The organism is Sphingomonas sp. OV641 (genome assembly GCF_900109205.1).
Classification (GTDB): domain Bacteria; phylum Pseudomonadota; class Alphaproteobacteria; order Sphingomonadales; family Sphingomonadaceae; genus Sphingomonas.
This window is the reverse complement of record NZ_FNZB01000001.1, coordinates 839159-855691: the sequence shown is the minus strand read 5'-3', so window position 1 is coordinate 855691 and position 16533 is coordinate 839159. Positions and strand designations below refer to the sequence as shown.

At 65.1% G+C, this 16533-nt stretch carries 11 protein-coding genes; 1 reads left to right on the top strand and 10 read right to left on the bottom strand.

Annotated elements, in window-relative coordinates; all coding sequences use genetic code 11:
- Window positions 1-62 precede the first annotated feature (62 nt).
- The 3 genes from secA to BMX36_RS03865 all read right to left on the bottom strand — a co-directional run bounded on the left by secA (window position 63) and on the right by BMX36_RS03865 (window position 3617).
- Window positions 63-2798: a preprotein translocase subunit SecA gene (gene secA / locus BMX36_RS03875; protein ID WP_093063733.1), complete on the bottom strand. Its 2736-nt coding sequence runs from the start codon at window positions 2796-2798 to the stop codon at window positions 63-65.
- Between the two features lie 92 nt (window positions 2799-2890).
- Window positions 2891-3148: a hypothetical protein gene (locus tag BMX36_RS03870; RefSeq protein ID WP_143058505.1), complete on the bottom strand. Its 258-nt coding sequence runs from the start codon at window positions 3146-3148 to the stop codon at window positions 2891-2893.
- 55 nt (window positions 3149-3203) lie between these two features.
- Window positions 3204-3617, bottom strand: a complete 414-nt coding sequence (locus tag BMX36_RS03865) for an energy transducer TonB (RefSeq protein WP_177179013.1) — start codon at window positions 3615-3617, stop codon at window positions 3204-3206.
- Between the two features lie 247 nt (window positions 3618-3864).
- Here BMX36_RS03865 and argJ point away from each other — a divergent pair, with 247 nt between their 5' ends.
- Complete coding sequence (gene argJ, locus BMX36_RS03860) at window positions 3865-5091, top strand: bifunctional glutamate N-acetyltransferase/amino-acid acetyltransferase ArgJ (RefSeq protein WP_093065200.1); 1227 nt, start codon at window positions 3865-3867, stop codon at window positions 5089-5091.
- 108 nt (window positions 5092-5199) lie between these two features.
- On the opposite strand, the gene trxA is transcribed toward argJ, so the two are convergent.
- From trxA to BMX36_RS03825, 7 genes are read right to left on the bottom strand one after another with little or no spacing between them, the layout of a single operon-like run.
- On the bottom strand, window positions 5200-5523 hold the full coding sequence (gene trxA / locus BMX36_RS03855) for a thioredoxin (protein WP_066778529.1): 324 nt from the start codon (window positions 5521-5523) through the stop codon (window positions 5200-5202).
- 47 nt (window positions 5524-5570) lie between these two features.
- Window positions 5571-9020 carry a double-strand break repair helicase AddA gene (gene addA, locus BMX36_RS03850; RefSeq protein WP_093063730.1) on the bottom strand — a complete coding sequence of 1150 codons (3450 nt, stop codon included), beginning with the start codon at window positions 9018-9020 and terminating at the stop codon, window positions 5571-5573.
- A 27-nt stretch (window positions 9021-9047) separates the two neighbouring features.
- A complete protein-coding gene (gene addB / locus BMX36_RS03845; protein ID WP_093063729.1) occupies window positions 9048-11984 on the bottom strand; it encodes a double-strand break repair protein AddB in 2937 nt (978 codons plus the stop codon).
- On the bottom strand, window positions 11977-12729 hold the full coding sequence (locus tag BMX36_RS03840; RefSeq protein ID WP_093063728.1) for a nucleotidyltransferase family protein: 753 nt from the start codon (window positions 12727-12729) through the stop codon (window positions 11977-11979). The genes addB and BMX36_RS03840 overlap by 8 nt, the downstream gene beginning before the upstream one ends.
- Window positions 12726-13709 (bottom strand): aminoglycoside phosphotransferase family protein, encoded by a 984-nt coding sequence (locus BMX36_RS03835; RefSeq protein ID WP_256210647.1) that lies wholly within the window; start codon window positions 13707-13709, stop codon window positions 12726-12728. Before BMX36_RS03835 ends, BMX36_RS03840 begins: the two co-directional genes overlap by 4 nt.
- The gene (gene tsaE / locus BMX36_RS03830) at window positions 13700-14152 is read right to left on the bottom strand and encodes a tRNA (adenosine(37)-N6)-threonylcarbamoyltransferase complex ATPase subunit type 1 TsaE (protein WP_066778517.1); all 453 of its coding nucleotides are present in this window, start codon (window positions 14150-14152) and stop codon (window positions 13700-13702) included. The genes BMX36_RS03835 and tsaE overlap by 10 nt, the downstream gene beginning before the upstream one ends.
- On the bottom strand, window positions 14149-16470 hold the full coding sequence (locus tag BMX36_RS03825) for a sensor histidine kinase (RefSeq protein ID WP_093063726.1): 2322 nt from the start codon (window positions 16468-16470) through the stop codon (window positions 14149-14151). Before BMX36_RS03825 ends, tsaE begins: the two co-directional genes overlap by 4 nt.
- Window positions 16471-16533 lie beyond the last annotated feature (63 nt).

Here is a 16533-nt window from a genome sequence, read left to right as displayed (position 1 = left end):
CTTATCATGAAGATCGTCGCGCCGGCATGATCACCCACCGGCGCGCCGCCCTGCCCGTTCGATCAGACGGCGCCGTGGCAATGCTTGTACTTGCGCCCTGAACCGCATGGGCACGGAGAGTTACGGCTCACCTGACCGCGCCAGTTCTCCGGATCCTCCCCAAGTTCCGCGGCCGACGGCTGCGGGATCTGCATCGGGGGAACCTGGGTCTGAATGAGGCCAAGCGTGCCGCCATCGACATCGGCGGAATTATCCTCACCTGAGAACGGGTCAAAGTGGGTGGTGATAAAGTCCGGCAGATCGGGAAGCGGCGGCGGCGCCTGCAGCTGGAATTGTGCAAACGCGATCGTCTTCGTCACATCCTCCCGGATGTTATCGAGCATGCGTTGGAAGAGCGCGAAGGCCTCCTGCTTATATTCGTTGATCGGCGTCTTCTGAGCATAAGCACGCAGGTGAACCACCTGCCGCAACGCATCGAGCGTGGCCAAATGCTCCTTCCAGTGATGATCCAGGTTCTGGAGCAGGATGGACTTTTCGACCTGCGTCCAGGTCTCCGGCTCCAGTTCGGCCGCCTTGGCGGCTACCATGGTGTCGGCTTCGACGCGCACGCGCTCCGTCACCATTTCCGGGTCGATGGCGTCTTCCTTCAGCCAATCGTCGATCGCGGGCTGCACGTTGAGCACATCGGCGAGACGCGCCTTCATTCCCTCGACGTCCCATTGCTCCGGATAGGAGCCGACCGGGCAAGCCTCGCCGACAATCGTGTTGACGGTCTCGGCTCGCATGTCCTCCACCACGTCGCCTACGGTGTCAGCGTCCATGATATCGGCGCGCTGCTCGTAAATGACCTTCCGCTGATCGTTCATCACGTCATCATATTCGACGACCTGCTTACGGATGTCGTAGTTGCGCGCCTCAACCTTTTTCTGCGCGGTCTCGATCGCCTTGGTCAGCCACTTGCTGCCGATCGCCTCACCATCCTCGATGTTGTTGCGCATCATGCGCGCGAACAGCGTATCCGGACCAAAGATGCGCAGCAGATCGTCGTCCAGGCTGAGGTAGAAGCGGCTGAGCCCAGGGTCGCCCTGACGGCCGGAACGGCCGCGCAGCTGATTGTCGATGCGCCGGCTTTCGTGCCGTTCGGTACCCAGCACGAAGAGGCCGCCTGCCTCGAGCACGCGGGCCTTTTCCGCCGCGATCTCCGCCTTGATCTGTTCAACCGCCGCAACGCGCTCCGGTCCCTCGGGCATGCCCGCCAGTTCATCCTCGACGCGGAATTCCAGATTGCCGCCGAGCTGAATGTCGGTACCGCGGCCGGCCATGTTGGTGGCGATGGTCACCGCACCCAGGCGACCCGCCTGCGCCACGATATGCGCTTCCTGCTCGTGATAGCGAGCATTCAGCACCGAATGGTCGACGCCCTCCTGCCGCAGGAAATCGCTGAGCAGTTCCGACTTCTCGATCGACACGGTGCCGACGAGCACCGGCTGCCCCTTCTCGGCATGTTCACGGATGCGCTTGGCGATTGCACGGAACTTGTCGTGCGTGTCCTTGTAGAACTCATCCTCCTCGTCGATCCGCCGAATGGGATTGTTCGTGGGAATGGTGACAACGTTCATCTTGTAGATGTCGAAGAACTCCGCCGCTTCGGTGGCGGCGGTGCCGGTCATGCCAGCAAGCTTCGGGTACATACGGAAATAATTTTGGAAGGTGATCGAAGCCATCGTCTGGTTCTCGGGCTCGATCTGCACCCCTTCCTTCGCCTCGACGGCTTGGTGAAGGCCATCCGACCAGCGCCGGCCGTCCATCATACGGCCGGTGAACTCGTCGATGATGACGACCTTGCCATCCTTCACGATATAGTCGGTGTCACGCTTGAACATCACGTTCGCCCGCAGCGCCTGGTTCAGGTGGTGCACCACCTGGGTGTTCTCGAAATCGTAGAGATTTGCGCCTTCGAGAAGGCCTGCGCCTTCGAGCAGGCGCTCGATCCGCTCCGTGCCTTCTTCCGTCAGGACGATGGTCTTCTGCTTCTCGTCCTTCTCGTAATCGTCGGGGGTGATCTGCTTCACCACCGCATCGACCTTCATGTAGAGATCGCTCTTGTCGTCCGTCGGCCCGGAGATGATCAGCGGCGTCCGCGCCTCGTCGATCAGCACCGAATCGACCTCATCGACGATCGCCATCGCGAACGGGCGCTGCACCATCGAAGCACGGTCGTACTTCATATTGTCGCGCAGATAGTCGAACCCGAACTCGTTATTCGTGCCGTAGGTGATGTCCGCTGCATAGGCCTGGCGACGCTGTTCGTCGCTGAGGTTCGGGACGATCACGCCAACGGTAAGGCCAAGGAAGCGATACACCCGGCCCATCCAGTCTGCGTCGCGCGCGGCCAGATAGTCATTCACGGTGATGACGTGCACACCATCGCCCGGAAGCGCATTGAGATAGGTCGCGAGGGTCGCCACCAGCGTCTTGCCCTCACCGGTGCGCATCTCTGCGATTTCGCCGCGATGAAGCACGATGCCGCCGATCATCTGAACGTCGTAGTGCCGCTGCCCAAGCACGCGCTTCGCGGCCTCGCGGACGGTGGCGAACGCTTCGGGAAGAAGCGCGTCCAGCTTCTCGCCATTGGCCAGACGCTCACGGAAAAGCACCGTCTGGTTGGCGAGCGTGGCGTCGTCCATCGCCTGCAGCGACGTCTCAAAAGAGGCGATCTTGGCGAGGACGGGATTGAGCGAGCGGACGTAGCGATCGTTGGACGAGCCGAAGAGCGACTTGGCGATGTTGCCGAACATGGGGGAAATCCTGATATCGATGCGGCGCGGCAGCGAAGCGGCCGCGCGCCAGAGAAAGCGGTGCTGTTCCGACAGGGTCGGTCGGGCGAATCCTATTCCCGCCGGCGGGTGGCAAACGCCGGCTCACCCGGCATCAGCGAAAATGCAGGCGCGTCACTCGCGACTGCAGCTTCGACCAGTGTTGCCACACTGTTTTGCGGACGAAGCGTTGCGATGCGGGGTGCAAAGGCTACTCGCGAAGCGTTCAAAGCGCCTTCGGCAACCGCCTGTGCTCGGCCATCTGACCGCACGCTCCCACCGACGCCGGTCAGCGCCGACAGCAATGCGGAAAGGAGCAGCAGCAGGTTCACAGCGCGAGACATAGGGGTGGCTGACGGCGCGGCCAACCCCAAAGAGTCACGTGCCTCAATCACGCGGAAGTCGCCATACAATTCGCCGTGAGTACGTGCGTTGGCTGGTCAGCTTAGCCGGATCGTAGCAGCCCCGTCTGATGATCGCCTGGCAACCTGCGAGATCTAGCATGGCATGGCCGCTTGGCTCAATCACCTCACACGAACCGATGCGGCCATTGTCCTTAACCGTCCAGCTGATCCGAACGGTACCTTCGTAATCGTTGCGGATCGCCTCCATAGGATAATCATCGGCCGTGATCCATTCGGCCGGATTGTTGCAGGCAGCGCTCGAGGCCTGTCTGGACGGCGCTGAAATCGGCGAAACATCGTCGGCAACGCGTTCGCTCTCGGCAGCGGGGATCGACCAACTCGCGATCTGCTGCTCGATGAACATCATGACCAGCACGCATATGGCCAGTCCGATCATCCCACACGTGCTTACGACCAACCAGGCGATGCGATTGCGGCGGTCCATCGTCGTCAGGAGGGGCGCACCGAGCAACTGGCCACGCCATTTTCTGCCGTAACGACAGGCGCCCGGGAATCGGTGGCGCCAAACATCGCCTTCTTTCTATCCACCTTGACCGTCATGCGGCCAAGCTGGCTTGGTCGACCTTCCTGGTCAAGCACAGTGCTGCGTGACATTCCGCGTGGCTCGCGGCATGGCGAGCGCCATGTCGCACGCTACCTCTCCGCTTGCTCTGCCCTTTCCCGAGCTGCCGGTCATTGCCGGAGCCACGCCGCGCGTGGCGCGCGCTCGATACAAGGAGTGGGACCGTTGCGACCTGAGTTTCGTCACGCTTGACGCCGGCACCACCATCGCGGGCGTGCTGACCCAGTCGAAATGCCCCTCGCCCGAAGTGGAATGGTGCCGCAAGGCGCTGGTGCTGGGGCAAGCGAGGGCGTTGGTCGTCAATGCCGGCAACTCCAATGCCTTTACCGGTAACCGCGGACGCGCCGCCGTCGAAGCGATCGCCGCCCGTTCGGCCGCCCATCTGAATTGCCAGCCATCCGATGTGTTCGTTGCTTCGACCGGCGTGATCGGCGTGCCTCTGCCGGTCGACAAGGCAGAGGCCGGGCTTGATGCCGCCTTCGGTGCCGCACCCACCGACTGGCGCCAGATTGCTGAAGCTATCGGAACGACCGACACCTATCCGAAGGGCGCGGTTACCAAAGCGTTGGTCGATGGGCACGACATCACGCTTGTTGGCGTGATCAAGGGGTCGGGCATGATCGCGCCGGATATGGCAACTATGCTCGGGTTCATCTTTACCGATGCTGCGGTAGAGGCGCCCTTCCTTCAGGCGGCGCTGACTGCGGCGAATGATCGCACCTTTTCCTGTATTACCGTCGACGGCGACACGTCCACGAGCGACACCGTTCTCGCTTTTGCGACTGGCAAGGCCGGCAACACGCCCCTGGCGAGCGACGACAGTGCGGGTGCCGATGCGTTTCGGGCGGCGCTGGCCGATCTGTGCCACCAGCTGGCGCAGCTCGTCGTGCGAGACGGCGAAGGAGCGACAAAGCTGATCGAGATCAGCGTCGAAGGCGCAGAAAGCGACCGATCAGCGCATCGCATCGCCATGTCGGTTGCGAATTCTCCTCTGGTGAAAACGGCGATTGCGGGTGAGGACGCTAATTGGGGGCGCGTCGTGATGGCCGTTGGCAAAGCGGGAGAGCCGGCCGAGCGCGATAAACTGTCGATCCGCTTCGGGGAAACGCAGGTCGCGGTTCAGGGACTCGCCGTCGCGGACTATGATGAAGCGCCGGTGGCGGCGCATCTGCAAAGTCAGGAGATCGAGATCGGCGTTGACCTCGGACTGGGGGAAGGACGCGCGACGGTGTGGACGTGCGATCTGACGCACGGCTACATTTCCATCAACGCCGATTATCGCAGCTGAGTTGTCGCGCGATCTCGCGGCAGGCTAAAGCGCGCTGACCAAATGCGAAACGGGCCCGGTCAATGGCTGACCGGACCCGTGTCTTAACCAATCAACGGTCACCAGACCTCAGGCGAGCGCGCCCTCGAGCCAGGCCTTAATCCGCCCCTTCGGCTCGGCACCGACCTTGGTGGCAGCCGGATTGCCGCCCTTGAACAGGATCATGGTCGGGATCCCGCGAACGCCGTAACGACCCGGAGCATCCGGATTCTCGTCGATGTTGATCTTCGCGATGGTGACCTGCTCGCCAAGCTCCTCCGAGATCTCCTCAAGGCTCGGCCCGATCATCTTGCAAGGACCGCACCATTCCGCCCAGAAATCCACCAGGACTGGCTTGTCCGACTGGATGACGTCCGCGTGGAAGCTTTCGTCCGTGATCTGCTTGGTGGCCATTTCAACAATCTCCTTTGCGCACAATCTAGGTCCGCGGAACGAGACACTCAACGACCAGCGGCCAAGCTTTGCTCCGGGGCGGTCAAGCCGGGCTTGTGCGCGGCCAGCAGATCCGCAGGCAGCGGGATCAGCACGGGTGCCGACGTGTAAAGCAGTGAGGCCTCCACCGGGCGGTCCGGAAAGATGATCGAGAGAGCCGCGACGTAGGCGGCCATCTGCCGAAGATGATAGACCGGAACGGCATCCAGCCCCCCGGGCGCGAACCGACCCGTCTTGAAATCGACCACCTGCACGCGCTCAGGCGTCACCAGCAGTCGATCGACCGTACCTGCGATGACCAGGCCACCTTCAACGACCGCGCTGATCGGGGCCTCACCCAGTGATCCTGGGCCGAAGAGCGAGGCGGTGTGCGGGTTGGCTAGGATGCCGCAGACAGTTTCGGTCAGGCGGGCGCGCTCCGCTGCGTCAGTCACTTGCCCGACCTGCGCCAGCCAGCGATCCGCTGCCACCCGGCGGTCTTCTGCCGCGACCGCGGGCAAACGCTCGAACAGTCCGTGGATCAACCGTCCGCGCTCTGCCGCCGCACGCATCTCGGGCGTAGGCGGCGGGTCCGAGACCATGTCCTGCCCGATCGCAGACGGCGCCAGCGGGCGAGGAGGACGTGCCTCCGGCGGGGCAGGCAGGCGCGCCCAATCTGGCAGAGGATCCTGCTCCTGCGGGGTCGCAGTGTCAGCAGTTTTCGGCGCCACGGGCTCGCCCGGCGTCGTTCCGTGGAACGCCCGTACCTCGCCCGCAGGCACCGCCAGCAGGTCAAAGGCTCGTTGCGCAGCCGCGTACCAACTCGGCTCCGGCGGGCCAGCACGATATTTCGGGCTCAGCGAGCCCGTGATAACCAGTCGCTCCTCCGCCCGCGTCGCCGCGACGTAGAACAAGCGCCAATGCTCCTGCCGCTCACGGGTGGCGGCCTCGGACGCGACATCGGCAATCGGGCCGGCGCTTTCAGACGGATGAGGCGGAAACACCGGGATAGGATGGGTAAGCCCCTCCGGCGTCCACATCAACGTTCCGCCGCGGGTCGCGTCTGGATCTGCCGTCGCGTCGGCCAGGATCACGACCGGGGCCTGGAGGCCCTTGGCGCCATGTGCGGTCATGACCCTGACGGCGCTTAGGGCACCCTCCGCCTCGCGCTTCACCTCCACTTCGCCGCGATCGAACCAGTCGAGGAAGCGCTGCAACGAAGGGGTTGCCGTTGTTTCGAAATCGAGTGCCGCGCTGAGGAGTTCCTCGATGGGGTCGCGTGCTTCCTCCCCCAGGCGAGCAAGCAGCCGTCGACGACCCTGGAGAGGGCCCGAAAGTATTTCCTCCAGAAAGCGGTGTGGAGTCGTGAAGTCCGCACGGGCGAGCATCGCGTCGAGCGGTTGCAGGAGCGCGCGATGGTGCTCTGAAAGATGACGCCACAAGCTGCCGGCACGCGGAACGGCGCGGTCGAGCAGCTCGTCCTGGGTCCAACCGATCAGCGGAGACACCAGCAGGTTCGCCAGGCTGAGGTCATCCTCTGGCTGGAGAACGAAGCGGATTGCGGACAGCAGATCCTGCACGGCGAGCGGTGCATTCAACCGCAGCCGGTCCACACCCGCTACGGGAACGCCCTCGGCATAGAGGCGGGCCACCAGCAATTGGGCGATCTCTCCCCGCCGCTTGACCAGCACCATGATGTCTTCCGGGCGGATCGGGCGGCCCTTGCTTTCCAGCATGGTGCCATTGTCCAGCCACGTCCGGATCTGACGCGCGATCCGGGTGGCGTTTGCGCGGACCGCATCGTCGATCCATTCCTCGTCGCCAAGGTCGTCCTCGCCGCTACCAGCTGCGATCGGCGGCCACAGCTCAACGCAGCCCGGCCCAGGAACTTCGCTGGCATGGGGCGGCATGTCGGTGTCGAGCCCGAGTGCCTCGGCGCCCAGCGCTTCCACCGCCGCGTCCACGAACTCCAGAACTGGCCGCGTGGAGCGGAACGATGACACGAGCGACAGCTGTTCGAACGGCAAGCCGCGTTCGTCGTCGGGCATCCGATCGTCGCCAGCGACATCGGCAGCCTTGCGCGCGAAAAAGGTCTCTGCCGCTCGGAAGTTGACCGGATCGGTCCCTTGAAAGCCGAAAATGGCCTGTTTGTGATCGCCCACGGTGAACAGCGTACGCACCGAGGGCGCGTATACACCGCGGCCAACGAAATATTCGTCCACCAGCGCGCGCACGATGCGCCACTGAGATACGTTAGTGTCTTGCGCTTCGTCGATCAGGACGTGTTCGGTCGTCTGGTCCAGCTTGAACCGGACCCAATCGCCAATCCCCGGCACTTCGAGCAGCCGGACGGTGGCCGCAATCAGATCATCGAAATCAACAACCCCGCGTCGCCGCTTTGCCGCCGCATAGGCCCTCGCGTAGTCCCGACCAACGGTCAGCCCCTCGGCGAGCAGATCGGCGAACGCCGCCCGTACGCGCAATCCGAGCAGTTCTGCGCACGTCGTGTGCATCTGCATGGCAAGATCGGCATAATCGGGATCTGGCGGCGCCTGTCCCTTCACGAACGACCGGGGATCGCCATCGGTTTTCGCCCAGACCATATGCAGCTCTTCGAGCGCAGCTGCCCTCTCCTCCGCGCCTGCGCCAAGCCATGTCGCGATTGTCGCGGCTCGCGCGCTGCCCTTCTTTCCGCCCCAGGCCCTGTTCAACGCGCTAATGGTTTCCAGCGCGGTGAGATCTATCTCGTCATCACCGCAAGCATGCCGGATATGTTCTTCCACATCGCCAGACGGAAGATCCAGCTCACGGCGAAGCCACGGCTGGATACCCGTGGGCAGTTCCTCCAGCGCAAGCGCGGCTCGGGCGCAGTCATGCAAATAGCGCTCGGCACCGGCCTCTCCCAAGCGGATGCTCAGCTTGCCGATCGCCTCCAACGGCCCGGTGCGGCCTTCCGCCTCCGCGCTGACGAGAAGATCGGCCAGAGTGGCGCGCGCCAGAACGGCTTCCTCGCGCGCCTCGATCGGACGAAAGCCCGGGACGAGTTCGGCCTCGGCCGGAAAGGCGGCAAGCAACCCCTGACAAAAACCGTGGATGGTCTGAATACGAAGACCGCCGCCAGGTGCGTCCAGTACTTTGGCAAATAACGTCCGCGCACGGTCGCGCTGCTCGGGATCTCCTGTTTCGCCAAGCGCCGTCAGATCGGCGAACAGGTCGCGATCCTTCATCCGCACCCACGCGGCCAGCCGCTGGCTGACGCGGGCCGCCATTTCTGCCGCGCCCGCTTTGGTGAACGTGAGGCAGAGGATGGCTGAGGGATCGACGCCCCGCAGCAGCAAGCGGAAGACGCGCGCGGACAGCACCTGTGTTTTGCCGGTACCGGCAGACGCGGAGAGCCACACATGGGCATCGGGCGCGCTGGCACGGCGCTGCTCGCCCCGGAGCGGTGGAAGCGGGCGTGTCCCCGAGGAACTGCTCACCGGGGCCCCTGAAGACTATCAAAGACCTTAGTTGTCACGGCCGTACCATTCGTCTCGGCGCATCAGCTGATCATATTCCGCATAGGGTGCATATTCGGGATGCAGTTTGGCGACGAACGCCTCGTACCCGGTCAGCCAGCGTCCCGCCGCCTCCGCGAATACGGCACGAGCGCGGTCCACGAATTCGGCGGTCGGAATGCGATCGCTCTTGCCGGTCGGGTCGACCGGCGTGCTGACACTGCCAAACGACCGTTCGCGGTTCCTGGCGAGCGACCAATATTCGAAGCTGCCCGCTCGGCCACTGATTCCCGCGAATCCGCCGGCCTCGGCGATGGCGCCCAGCAGCCCCAGCTGCATGGAAAAGCCCGCGCGCACGGCCGCCGCGGAAGGCACCTTCCCGGTCTTGTAGTCCACGATCGCCAACGTGCCATCCGGCATGGAGTCGATCCGGTCGAAGCGGCCAGAAAGCTCGATGCCGGCGATTACGGTCCCGCCTTTGCCCTCCGCCGCCAGCACTTTGCGGCCAACGTCCTGCTCCGCAGCCATGCGCTGGGCAATCCATTCGACCGCCGCCAACAGCCTTGGCTGCCAGAGCGCGCGGACGAGTGGATGCGTGCCGGGATCGCCTAGCATTGACAGCGCGAGCGGTCGAAGCGCGTCCACTCGGCAGTCCTCGTCACGTGCCCAGGCCTCCAGCACGCCATGCACGGCCGTACCGCGCCAGGCAGCCGTCGGATCGGCATCGACGGGATCAAGCGCCGCCAACCGCAGGATGCGCTGAGCGTAAAAGGCGAACGGATCGGCCTTCAAACGATCAACTTGCGTCACGGACATGGCCTTGGGGCGCAACGCGGCGGCCGGATTGGGCGCCGGGCGCGCGACCGGTCGCGGCGTTCCGCCGTCATCGATCAGTCGGCTCCATCCTTCCAGCTTGCGATCGCGGGCGCGGTCGAACTCGTCGCCCGCCATGGCGGCGAGGCGGAGCCATAGTCGTGAAGGGATCGCCGGTGAGCGGGCATCCCGGCGTGACCGGGTAATCAACACTTCGGGCGCGCCCAGCCCCTGGCCGAAATCATGAGCGGCCACGCCGATCGCCCGCTCCAGCCCAGGCAGACCGAGGGCGACGCGAATACGCGGGGCGAGCCATGGATCTGACGCGGCGCTTCCCGGCCACACACCCTCATTCAGACCTGCGAGGATCATCAGGTCCGCAGATTGCAGGCGCGCCTCGATCAGGCCGTAAATCGCGATGCGCGGGTGCCCGCCCTGAGGCGGGCGAATGGCGACCTCATCCATCAGCAGCCGCAACATCGGCGCGAGTTCCTGCACCGCAACGTCGGGCGGGCCCAGGACGGCGTCGGCTTCCAGTTCGGCCAGCAAGTCGGCTGCCCCACGGCCCGCCGGGCCACGCCACGCGTCGTCTCCCGCGAGCGACGTTGCTGCATCTCGCAGGGCGGCGATCAGGGCAGGAAGCTGCGTGACCCCGCCCGCGAAGGCGCTGGCAAGCGGATCCAGTAATGCACGTACGTCTGCCCACCAGGCACCCGCGCGATCCCCCAGATGCACTTCGATCCCGTCCAAACCGGGTGCGGGCCTCGGCCCCCGCAGGCTGCGGTCAAGGCGGCGAACGCGCTCGAGCCATGCGCCGCGCTGCTCCCCCGCCCGCACGAGCGGGTGCTTGAGCAGCGTCAGCAGCGCGAGCGGCGCGAAGCGGTCAGTCGCCGCCTCCACGATGGCGGTGAGCAACGTTCCCGGTGGCGTGATGGAGAGAGGACGGCCTGCGCTGTCATCCACATCGAGGCCCCAGCGGGCGCAATGCGCCGAAACGCGCCGCGCCAGAGCCCGGTCCGGCGTGACCAGCGCGGCGGTGCGCTCCGGCTCCTCCACGGCTTGGCGCAAGGCCAGCGCTATCGCCTGCGCTTCCTCGGCAGGACTGGCGAGCTCCGCGACGCGGACGCCCCCAAGCTGGCGCTGCTGAGGTCGCAACTCAGTCCATCGCGCGGTATATTCAGCCGGGGCAAGCGCGTTGGCGATTGTTCGCCCTCGCGCGGCGGACGCCTGATGATCCTTCCCATCCGGCCATGGCGCGACATCGTCGCGGGCCATACCCATGCGCGATAGCAACTGCTTCAGGTGAAACTGCGGGTGCACCTCGATCGCACGCGGGGTGCGCCCCGTGATCGGATCGGGCTGATGCGGACCAAGCGAGTCCCACTCCGCCTGATCCATCACTCGGTCGAGACCCGCCAGGACAACCAGACCGTTGTCGAGCATGGCGACGCGGCCTAGCAGGGCGGCAACGGCAGGCGCCGCATCCGTGATGCCAGCGGCACAGACAAAGCCGGTGGGTGCCGTCTTACCCCATCGTTCCGCCAGGCGCCGCAGCAACAGCGTTCTGCGGGCGGCCGCGTCGATCCGGCCCATGCTCGCGAGTTCGCCGGGCCATTTATCCAGCACCACCTGGAACAGTTCAAGCGCTTGCCGCCAATGCTCAGTCAGGTCGCCCAGATCCAGCGCGGACAAGCGAGCCGGATCGACCTCTTCCACGACAAGCTGGTCAAGCGTAGCCGCCAGATTTCCCGCCAGCCGCACCGCCTCTGTCGCGTCCAGCGCCGGCTTTGCCTCCTTGACCAGTCGCGCCAGAATCATGCGTCTGCCGAGCGATCCGATAGCTGGCGGTGGCGGATCAGGCGCGTCAGCCGGGTCGAGCGCGGCGCCGATCGCCTCGCCAAGATCATCAGCCCCGATGGCAACCAGGCGCGGCAGCACCAGCGCACCGCCGCTGGCGCGGACGAAAGCGTTGGTGACGGCGAGCTTCGCACGATTGTTCGGCAGAAGCACCAAGCCGCGCGCCAGCCCGAGCGGCTCATCGCCGAACCGCCGGATCAATCCGGCAGCCAGCGCATCCGCAAACCCGCGGTGCGCGGGTATGGTAAAAAGCCGGGGTGTTGTGCGCTCACCCATCGATCAGCAAGGCTTCCGCTCTGGTGACGGCAGCAGGCGTGCCGACATCAACCCACAAGCCTTGATGCACGACACCGTAAGCGCGACCGGCCGCGATCGCACGCTCCCAGAACAGCATGGTGGAGAACGGCCCTTCCGGCGCATCGACGAGAATGGCGGGGTTCAGGATTTGCACGCCGATGAACACAAAGGGCGCAAGCCGGCCGGAGCGGCGTCGGCTGGTAATGCGTCCGTCCGCGGCAATGTGGAAGTCACCCTGCCCGCGATGGCAATGAGCCCGGGCAAGGGGAACCAGCAGCAGCAGGACGTCCATTTCCGCCGCGTTCCACCGCGCCGCCAGCAGCGACAAGGCATCGATCGGCCCATCCAGCCAGTAATTATCGCTGTTCACGACAAAGATGGGCGCCTCTCCGAGCAGAGGCTTTGCCTTCATCAGCCCGCCGCCTGTTTCCAGCAGTTGCGCGCGCTCGTCAGAAATCGTGATGTCGATCCCGTCGACAGCGCGAAGATGCCCTTCCAGCGTATCGGCAAGATAGTGGACGTTTACCACCGCGCGCTTCACGCCGGCGGTGCGAAGGTGATCCAGCGTGTGATCGAGCAGCGTCTTGCCCGCCACCTGGATCAGCGGCTTCGGACGGGTGGCCGTCAGGGGTCGCATCCGCTTCCCGAGGCCGGCTGCCATCACCATCGCCGTCTGCGGCATAAGCGCCGGAAGTTCCGGCCGCAAAACACGCGGTTTCGTCATTGTACGCTCAGCAGCAGAGGGTCACCACGGAGTTGGGCGGGGATGTTGGCATCGAACCAGCGCGCGACCGGGGCTAGCTCCGGACGGGCGAGATCGCGCTCCAAATAGGCCCAGACGCGCGGGCAAAGGCTTGGATAGCGTTCCTTGCCGTCGCGCTTCCACAATCGGGTGAAAATGCCGATGATCTTGGCATTCCGCTGCGCGCCGAGCACGTGATAGGCGCGCATGAACGCCTCGCCCTCTCCGGTTGCCGCGAGGTAGCGATCCAGCATCGCGCGTTCGAGCGCAGGATCCACGTCGCGCCGCGCATCCTGCAACAATGAAACCAGATCATAGGCTGCATGCCCGGCAAGCGCATCCTGGAAGTCTAGCAGCCCGAGTGACCGGGATGCGCCGACGAGCATCAGATTTTCGACGTGATAATCACGAAGAACCGTAACGGCGCGATCGTAGCGCGCGTGCTGCAGGACCTCGTCCCACGCCGTGACATAGCCTGCCGTGTCGACGTCAAGGCCGAGGGCGGGGCAATACCATTCCACCAGCAGCCCGGCCTCGCGCTGCAGCTCGGCTCGATCATATGGGCGCCAGGCGCCAGCCGGGTGATCGCGCAGGGCGACCAGAACATCGACGGCATTGGCATAAAGCCCCAAGGCGGCTTCGGGATCAGCATCGATTGCTTCCCGCATGCGATCGTTGCCAAAGTCCTCGATCAGCACCAGGCCGCGCGCTTCATCGATTGCATGGATCCTCGGCGCGCCGAAACCGCGTTCCGACAACCATTGTGCGACCGCGATGAACGGGCGCGGGTCCTCGTGCGGCGGAGGCGCGTCCATCAGCACGGCGCTGCGCCCCCCATCCACGATGCGAAAATAGCGTCGAAAGGAGGCGTCGCCGGCGAGAGGCAGCACTGTTGCTCCACCCCATCCGTGCGCAGCGAGGAAATCGGGCGCTTCGGCGGGCGGCGTCATGTCTAGGACCATCGGCGCTCCCATGCCGCCGGCGCTTCCCAAGTCAAGCGCCGCGCGCCATCCGGTTCGATCGCCAGCGCGAAGCGCAACGCCTGGGGCCACGCACTCGGCCCTGCCCGATCAGGCCATTCCACGACCAGCGCGGAATCGAACAGCGCTTCCGACAGCCCGAGTTCTTCCAGCTCCTCCGGCCCATCCAGCCGATAAAGATCGACGTGCAGCACCGGCAGCCGGACCTCCGGAGGGTCATAGGGTTGAACGATCGCGAAGCTGGGCGACGGAGCCTCACCCGCCAAACCGAGGCCGGCGAGCAGCCCGCGCGCGATACTGGTCTTGCCGGCGCCCAGCGGCCCGGTGAGCGTGACGATATCACCAGGCTGCAGCAGGTCGGCAAGCCGGGCACCCACCTCCTCGGTCTCGCGCGCATCGGCGAGGCGCAGGCTGCCGCTCGTCATCGGGGCAGTTCCGCCTTCACCAGCGTACCGATACCAAGTTCGCTGACGAGCGAGATCTGTCCACCGTGTGCTTCGACGAACTGCTTGGCAAGCGGCAACCCGAGATCGAGCGCACGCACTCCGCGCGTGGTGGTCGGCTGGGCGAAGCGGTCAAAGGCGTGCTTGGCCGCATCCTCGTCCATGCCGCCGCCGTCGTCCGACACGATGATGCGCGCCCTGTCGGCGTCGCCATCGACATGAAGCAGCACGCGCCCGCCAGCCATGGTGGCGTTAATGGCGTGTCGAAGCAGGTGCTCCATCGTTTCGCGGATGCGCCGCACGTCGCCGTTCACCTGTCCGGCGCTCGCGTCGATTTCCACGGCGAAGTCGATATTTCGCTCTGCCGCTGCCTGGTCCACTGCTTCTGCTGCGGCACGCGCCGCATCGGCAAGATCGACCAGTTCGCGCCTCAGAGGCATGTCCCGCTCGCCTTGCGTCAAGTCGAGCACTTCATCGATCAACACCCCCAGTCGGCTGACTGACGAGAGGATCGCAGTCACATACTGATCGGCCTGCTCGGTCAGCTTGCCCGCATAGCCTGCGTGCAGCATTTCCGCGAAGCCGCTGATCGACGTCAACGGCGTGCGCAGTTCGTAGCTCATGTTCGCGACAAAAGCCGTCTTCACCTTGTTAGCGGCCTCAAGCGCCGCTGCCCTATCCCGCAGCGCCTGTTCAGCGCGCCGGCTATCGCTGATGTCCAGCATCGTGAACAGCGCGTTGCCATCCGGCAGTGGAACGGCGGCGAAGGCGAAGTGGCGGCCGTCCGCCAACGCCACGCGCCCGCTGCGCTGCTGCCGATCGCTGGTCGCGGAACGGACCAGCTCGGTCACCAATGTCGCGCGATTGGGCGTCCGCAATTTGGGAGCAATCTTTTCGGCCACCGCGTCGACGCGCGGGTGACTGCTCAGGAACTCCTCCTCGAACTCCCACAAAGCGCGGAAGCGATTGTTCCATAGCTGAAGCCGACCATCCGCCGCGAACACGCCCAGCGCCTCGAACAGATTGTCGAACGTAGCGGTGCGTACGCGCAGCAGCGTATCCCGCGCAGAGGCGAGCTGAACTTCTTCCGTTCGATCCTCGAAGATCAGGAGCAAGCCGCCGTCCGGAAGCAATTGCGCCAGCACGCGGATATGGACACCGCCGGGCAAGTGCCACGTTTCCTCCGTGGCCGCATCGGTTCGGGTAAACCAGTCGCGCCGCTCCGCCTTCCAGCCGGGAAAGTCCCGCACCTCAGGCAGCCGGTTCGCCTCGCGCATGCGTTCCAGCACGCGATCAAATTCGGGGCGATCGACCATCCATTCACTGCGCATCGCAAACATGCGCCGGAAAGGCTGATTGCAGAACACCATGGAGCGATCGCGACCAAACTGCGCAACGCCGGCGGAAAGCCGGTCGAGCATGGCCCGCTGTGCCACGGCAAAGCGTTGTTCGCGGGCACGCGCCTCCTCCAGTTCCTCCACGTCGATGGCAAACCCGGCGACGCCGCCGCCGGGAAGAGGAACGTCGAACAACTGCATCGACCGTCGCGCGCCGCCGATCGTTGCAGGCAACACGCGGATTTCGGGCCGACCGGTCTGACGTGCAACTGTTGCGCCCGCGAGCGGACCACCCTGGCCGGAACCTTCGATCAGCTCGAGCCCGCGCGCCACCACATCGGCCGCATCCGCGCCTTCCACGGCCTGAACATAAGCGGTGTTGACCATCGACAGCCGCAAGTCAGGCCCGCGATACCACATCGGGAGGGGCGCTGCCTCGATCAGGGCCGTCAAAGCGTCGAACGCTTCTCGTACCTGCGTTTGCTCTGCGGCGAGGCGCTCCACCTCCTCCTGTGCCTCACTGGCGTCGTGCACCCAGATCACGACCTCGGCGCTGCCGGCGCCGACCGGCGCCCGCGCGCCGCGCAGCGTTAACGTGCGTGCGGCGCCCCGCGGCCGAACCTGCCGGATGAATGGCCTGCCGGACCGCTGAACGGAGATCACGTCGTTCAGAAGTTGCTCTGCATCGAGCGGGGTCAAGCCACCCCCGGCGGCACTCAGGCCGTCGAAGTCGGACGGCGGCTGCACCAGCCCGAAAAGGTCAGCGATACGTGCCGGCATGTCCAGCCGGTGGTTGGCCATCACCAGGATGGGCTGCATCGGCGCACCGGCGAGCAACCCTTCTGCGAGGTGCAGACGATCCCGCTGCTCGGCAGCCGCGGTAAGCGCCCGGAGACCACGGTTGAGCACCATGGTAGCCGCACCAATCAGCAACAACAAAACGGCGCCGGCGGCGATCAGCATGGGCGTGGTCAAGAAAGCGGCGAGTCCGTGGTGATGTTCGTCACTTCTACGCCCGCGCGCCGC

Bases quoted from the DNA above. Each gene is read 5' to 3' on its own strand.
- tsaE (WP_066778517.1), bottom strand. From the start codon at position 14,152: ATGACGAGCGGCAGCCTGCGCCTCGCCGATGCGCGCGAGACCGAGGAG.
- secA (WP_093063733.1), bottom strand. From the start codon at position 2,798: ATGTTCGGCAACATCGCCAAGTCGCTCTTCGGCTCGTCCAACGATCGC.
- BMX36_RS03865 (WP_177179013.1), bottom strand. From the start codon at position 3,617: ATGATCGGACTGGCCATATGCGTGCTGGTCATGATGTTCATCGAGCAG.
- trxA (WP_066778529.1), bottom strand. From the start codon at position 5,523: ATGGCCACCAAGCAGATCACGGACGAAAGCTTCCACGCGGACGTCATC.
- argJ (WP_093065200.1), top strand. From the start codon at position 3,865: ATGTCGCACGCTACCTCTCCGCTTGCTCTGCCCTTTCCCGAGCTGCCG.
- BMX36_RS03835 (WP_256210647.1), bottom strand. From the start codon at position 13,709: ATGGTCCTAGACATGACGCCGCCCGCCGAAGCGCCCGATTTCCTCGCT.
- BMX36_RS03825 (WP_093063726.1), bottom strand. From the start codon at position 16,470: ATGCTGATCGCCGCCGGCGCCGTTTTGTTGTTGCTGATTGGTGCGGCT.
- BMX36_RS03840 (WP_093063728.1), bottom strand. From the start codon at position 12,729: ATGACGAAACCGCGTGTTTTGCGGCCGGAACTTCCGGCGCTTATGCCG.
- addB (WP_093063729.1), bottom strand. From the start codon at position 11,984: ATGGGTGAGCGCACAACACCCCGGCTTTTTACCATACCCGCGCACCGC.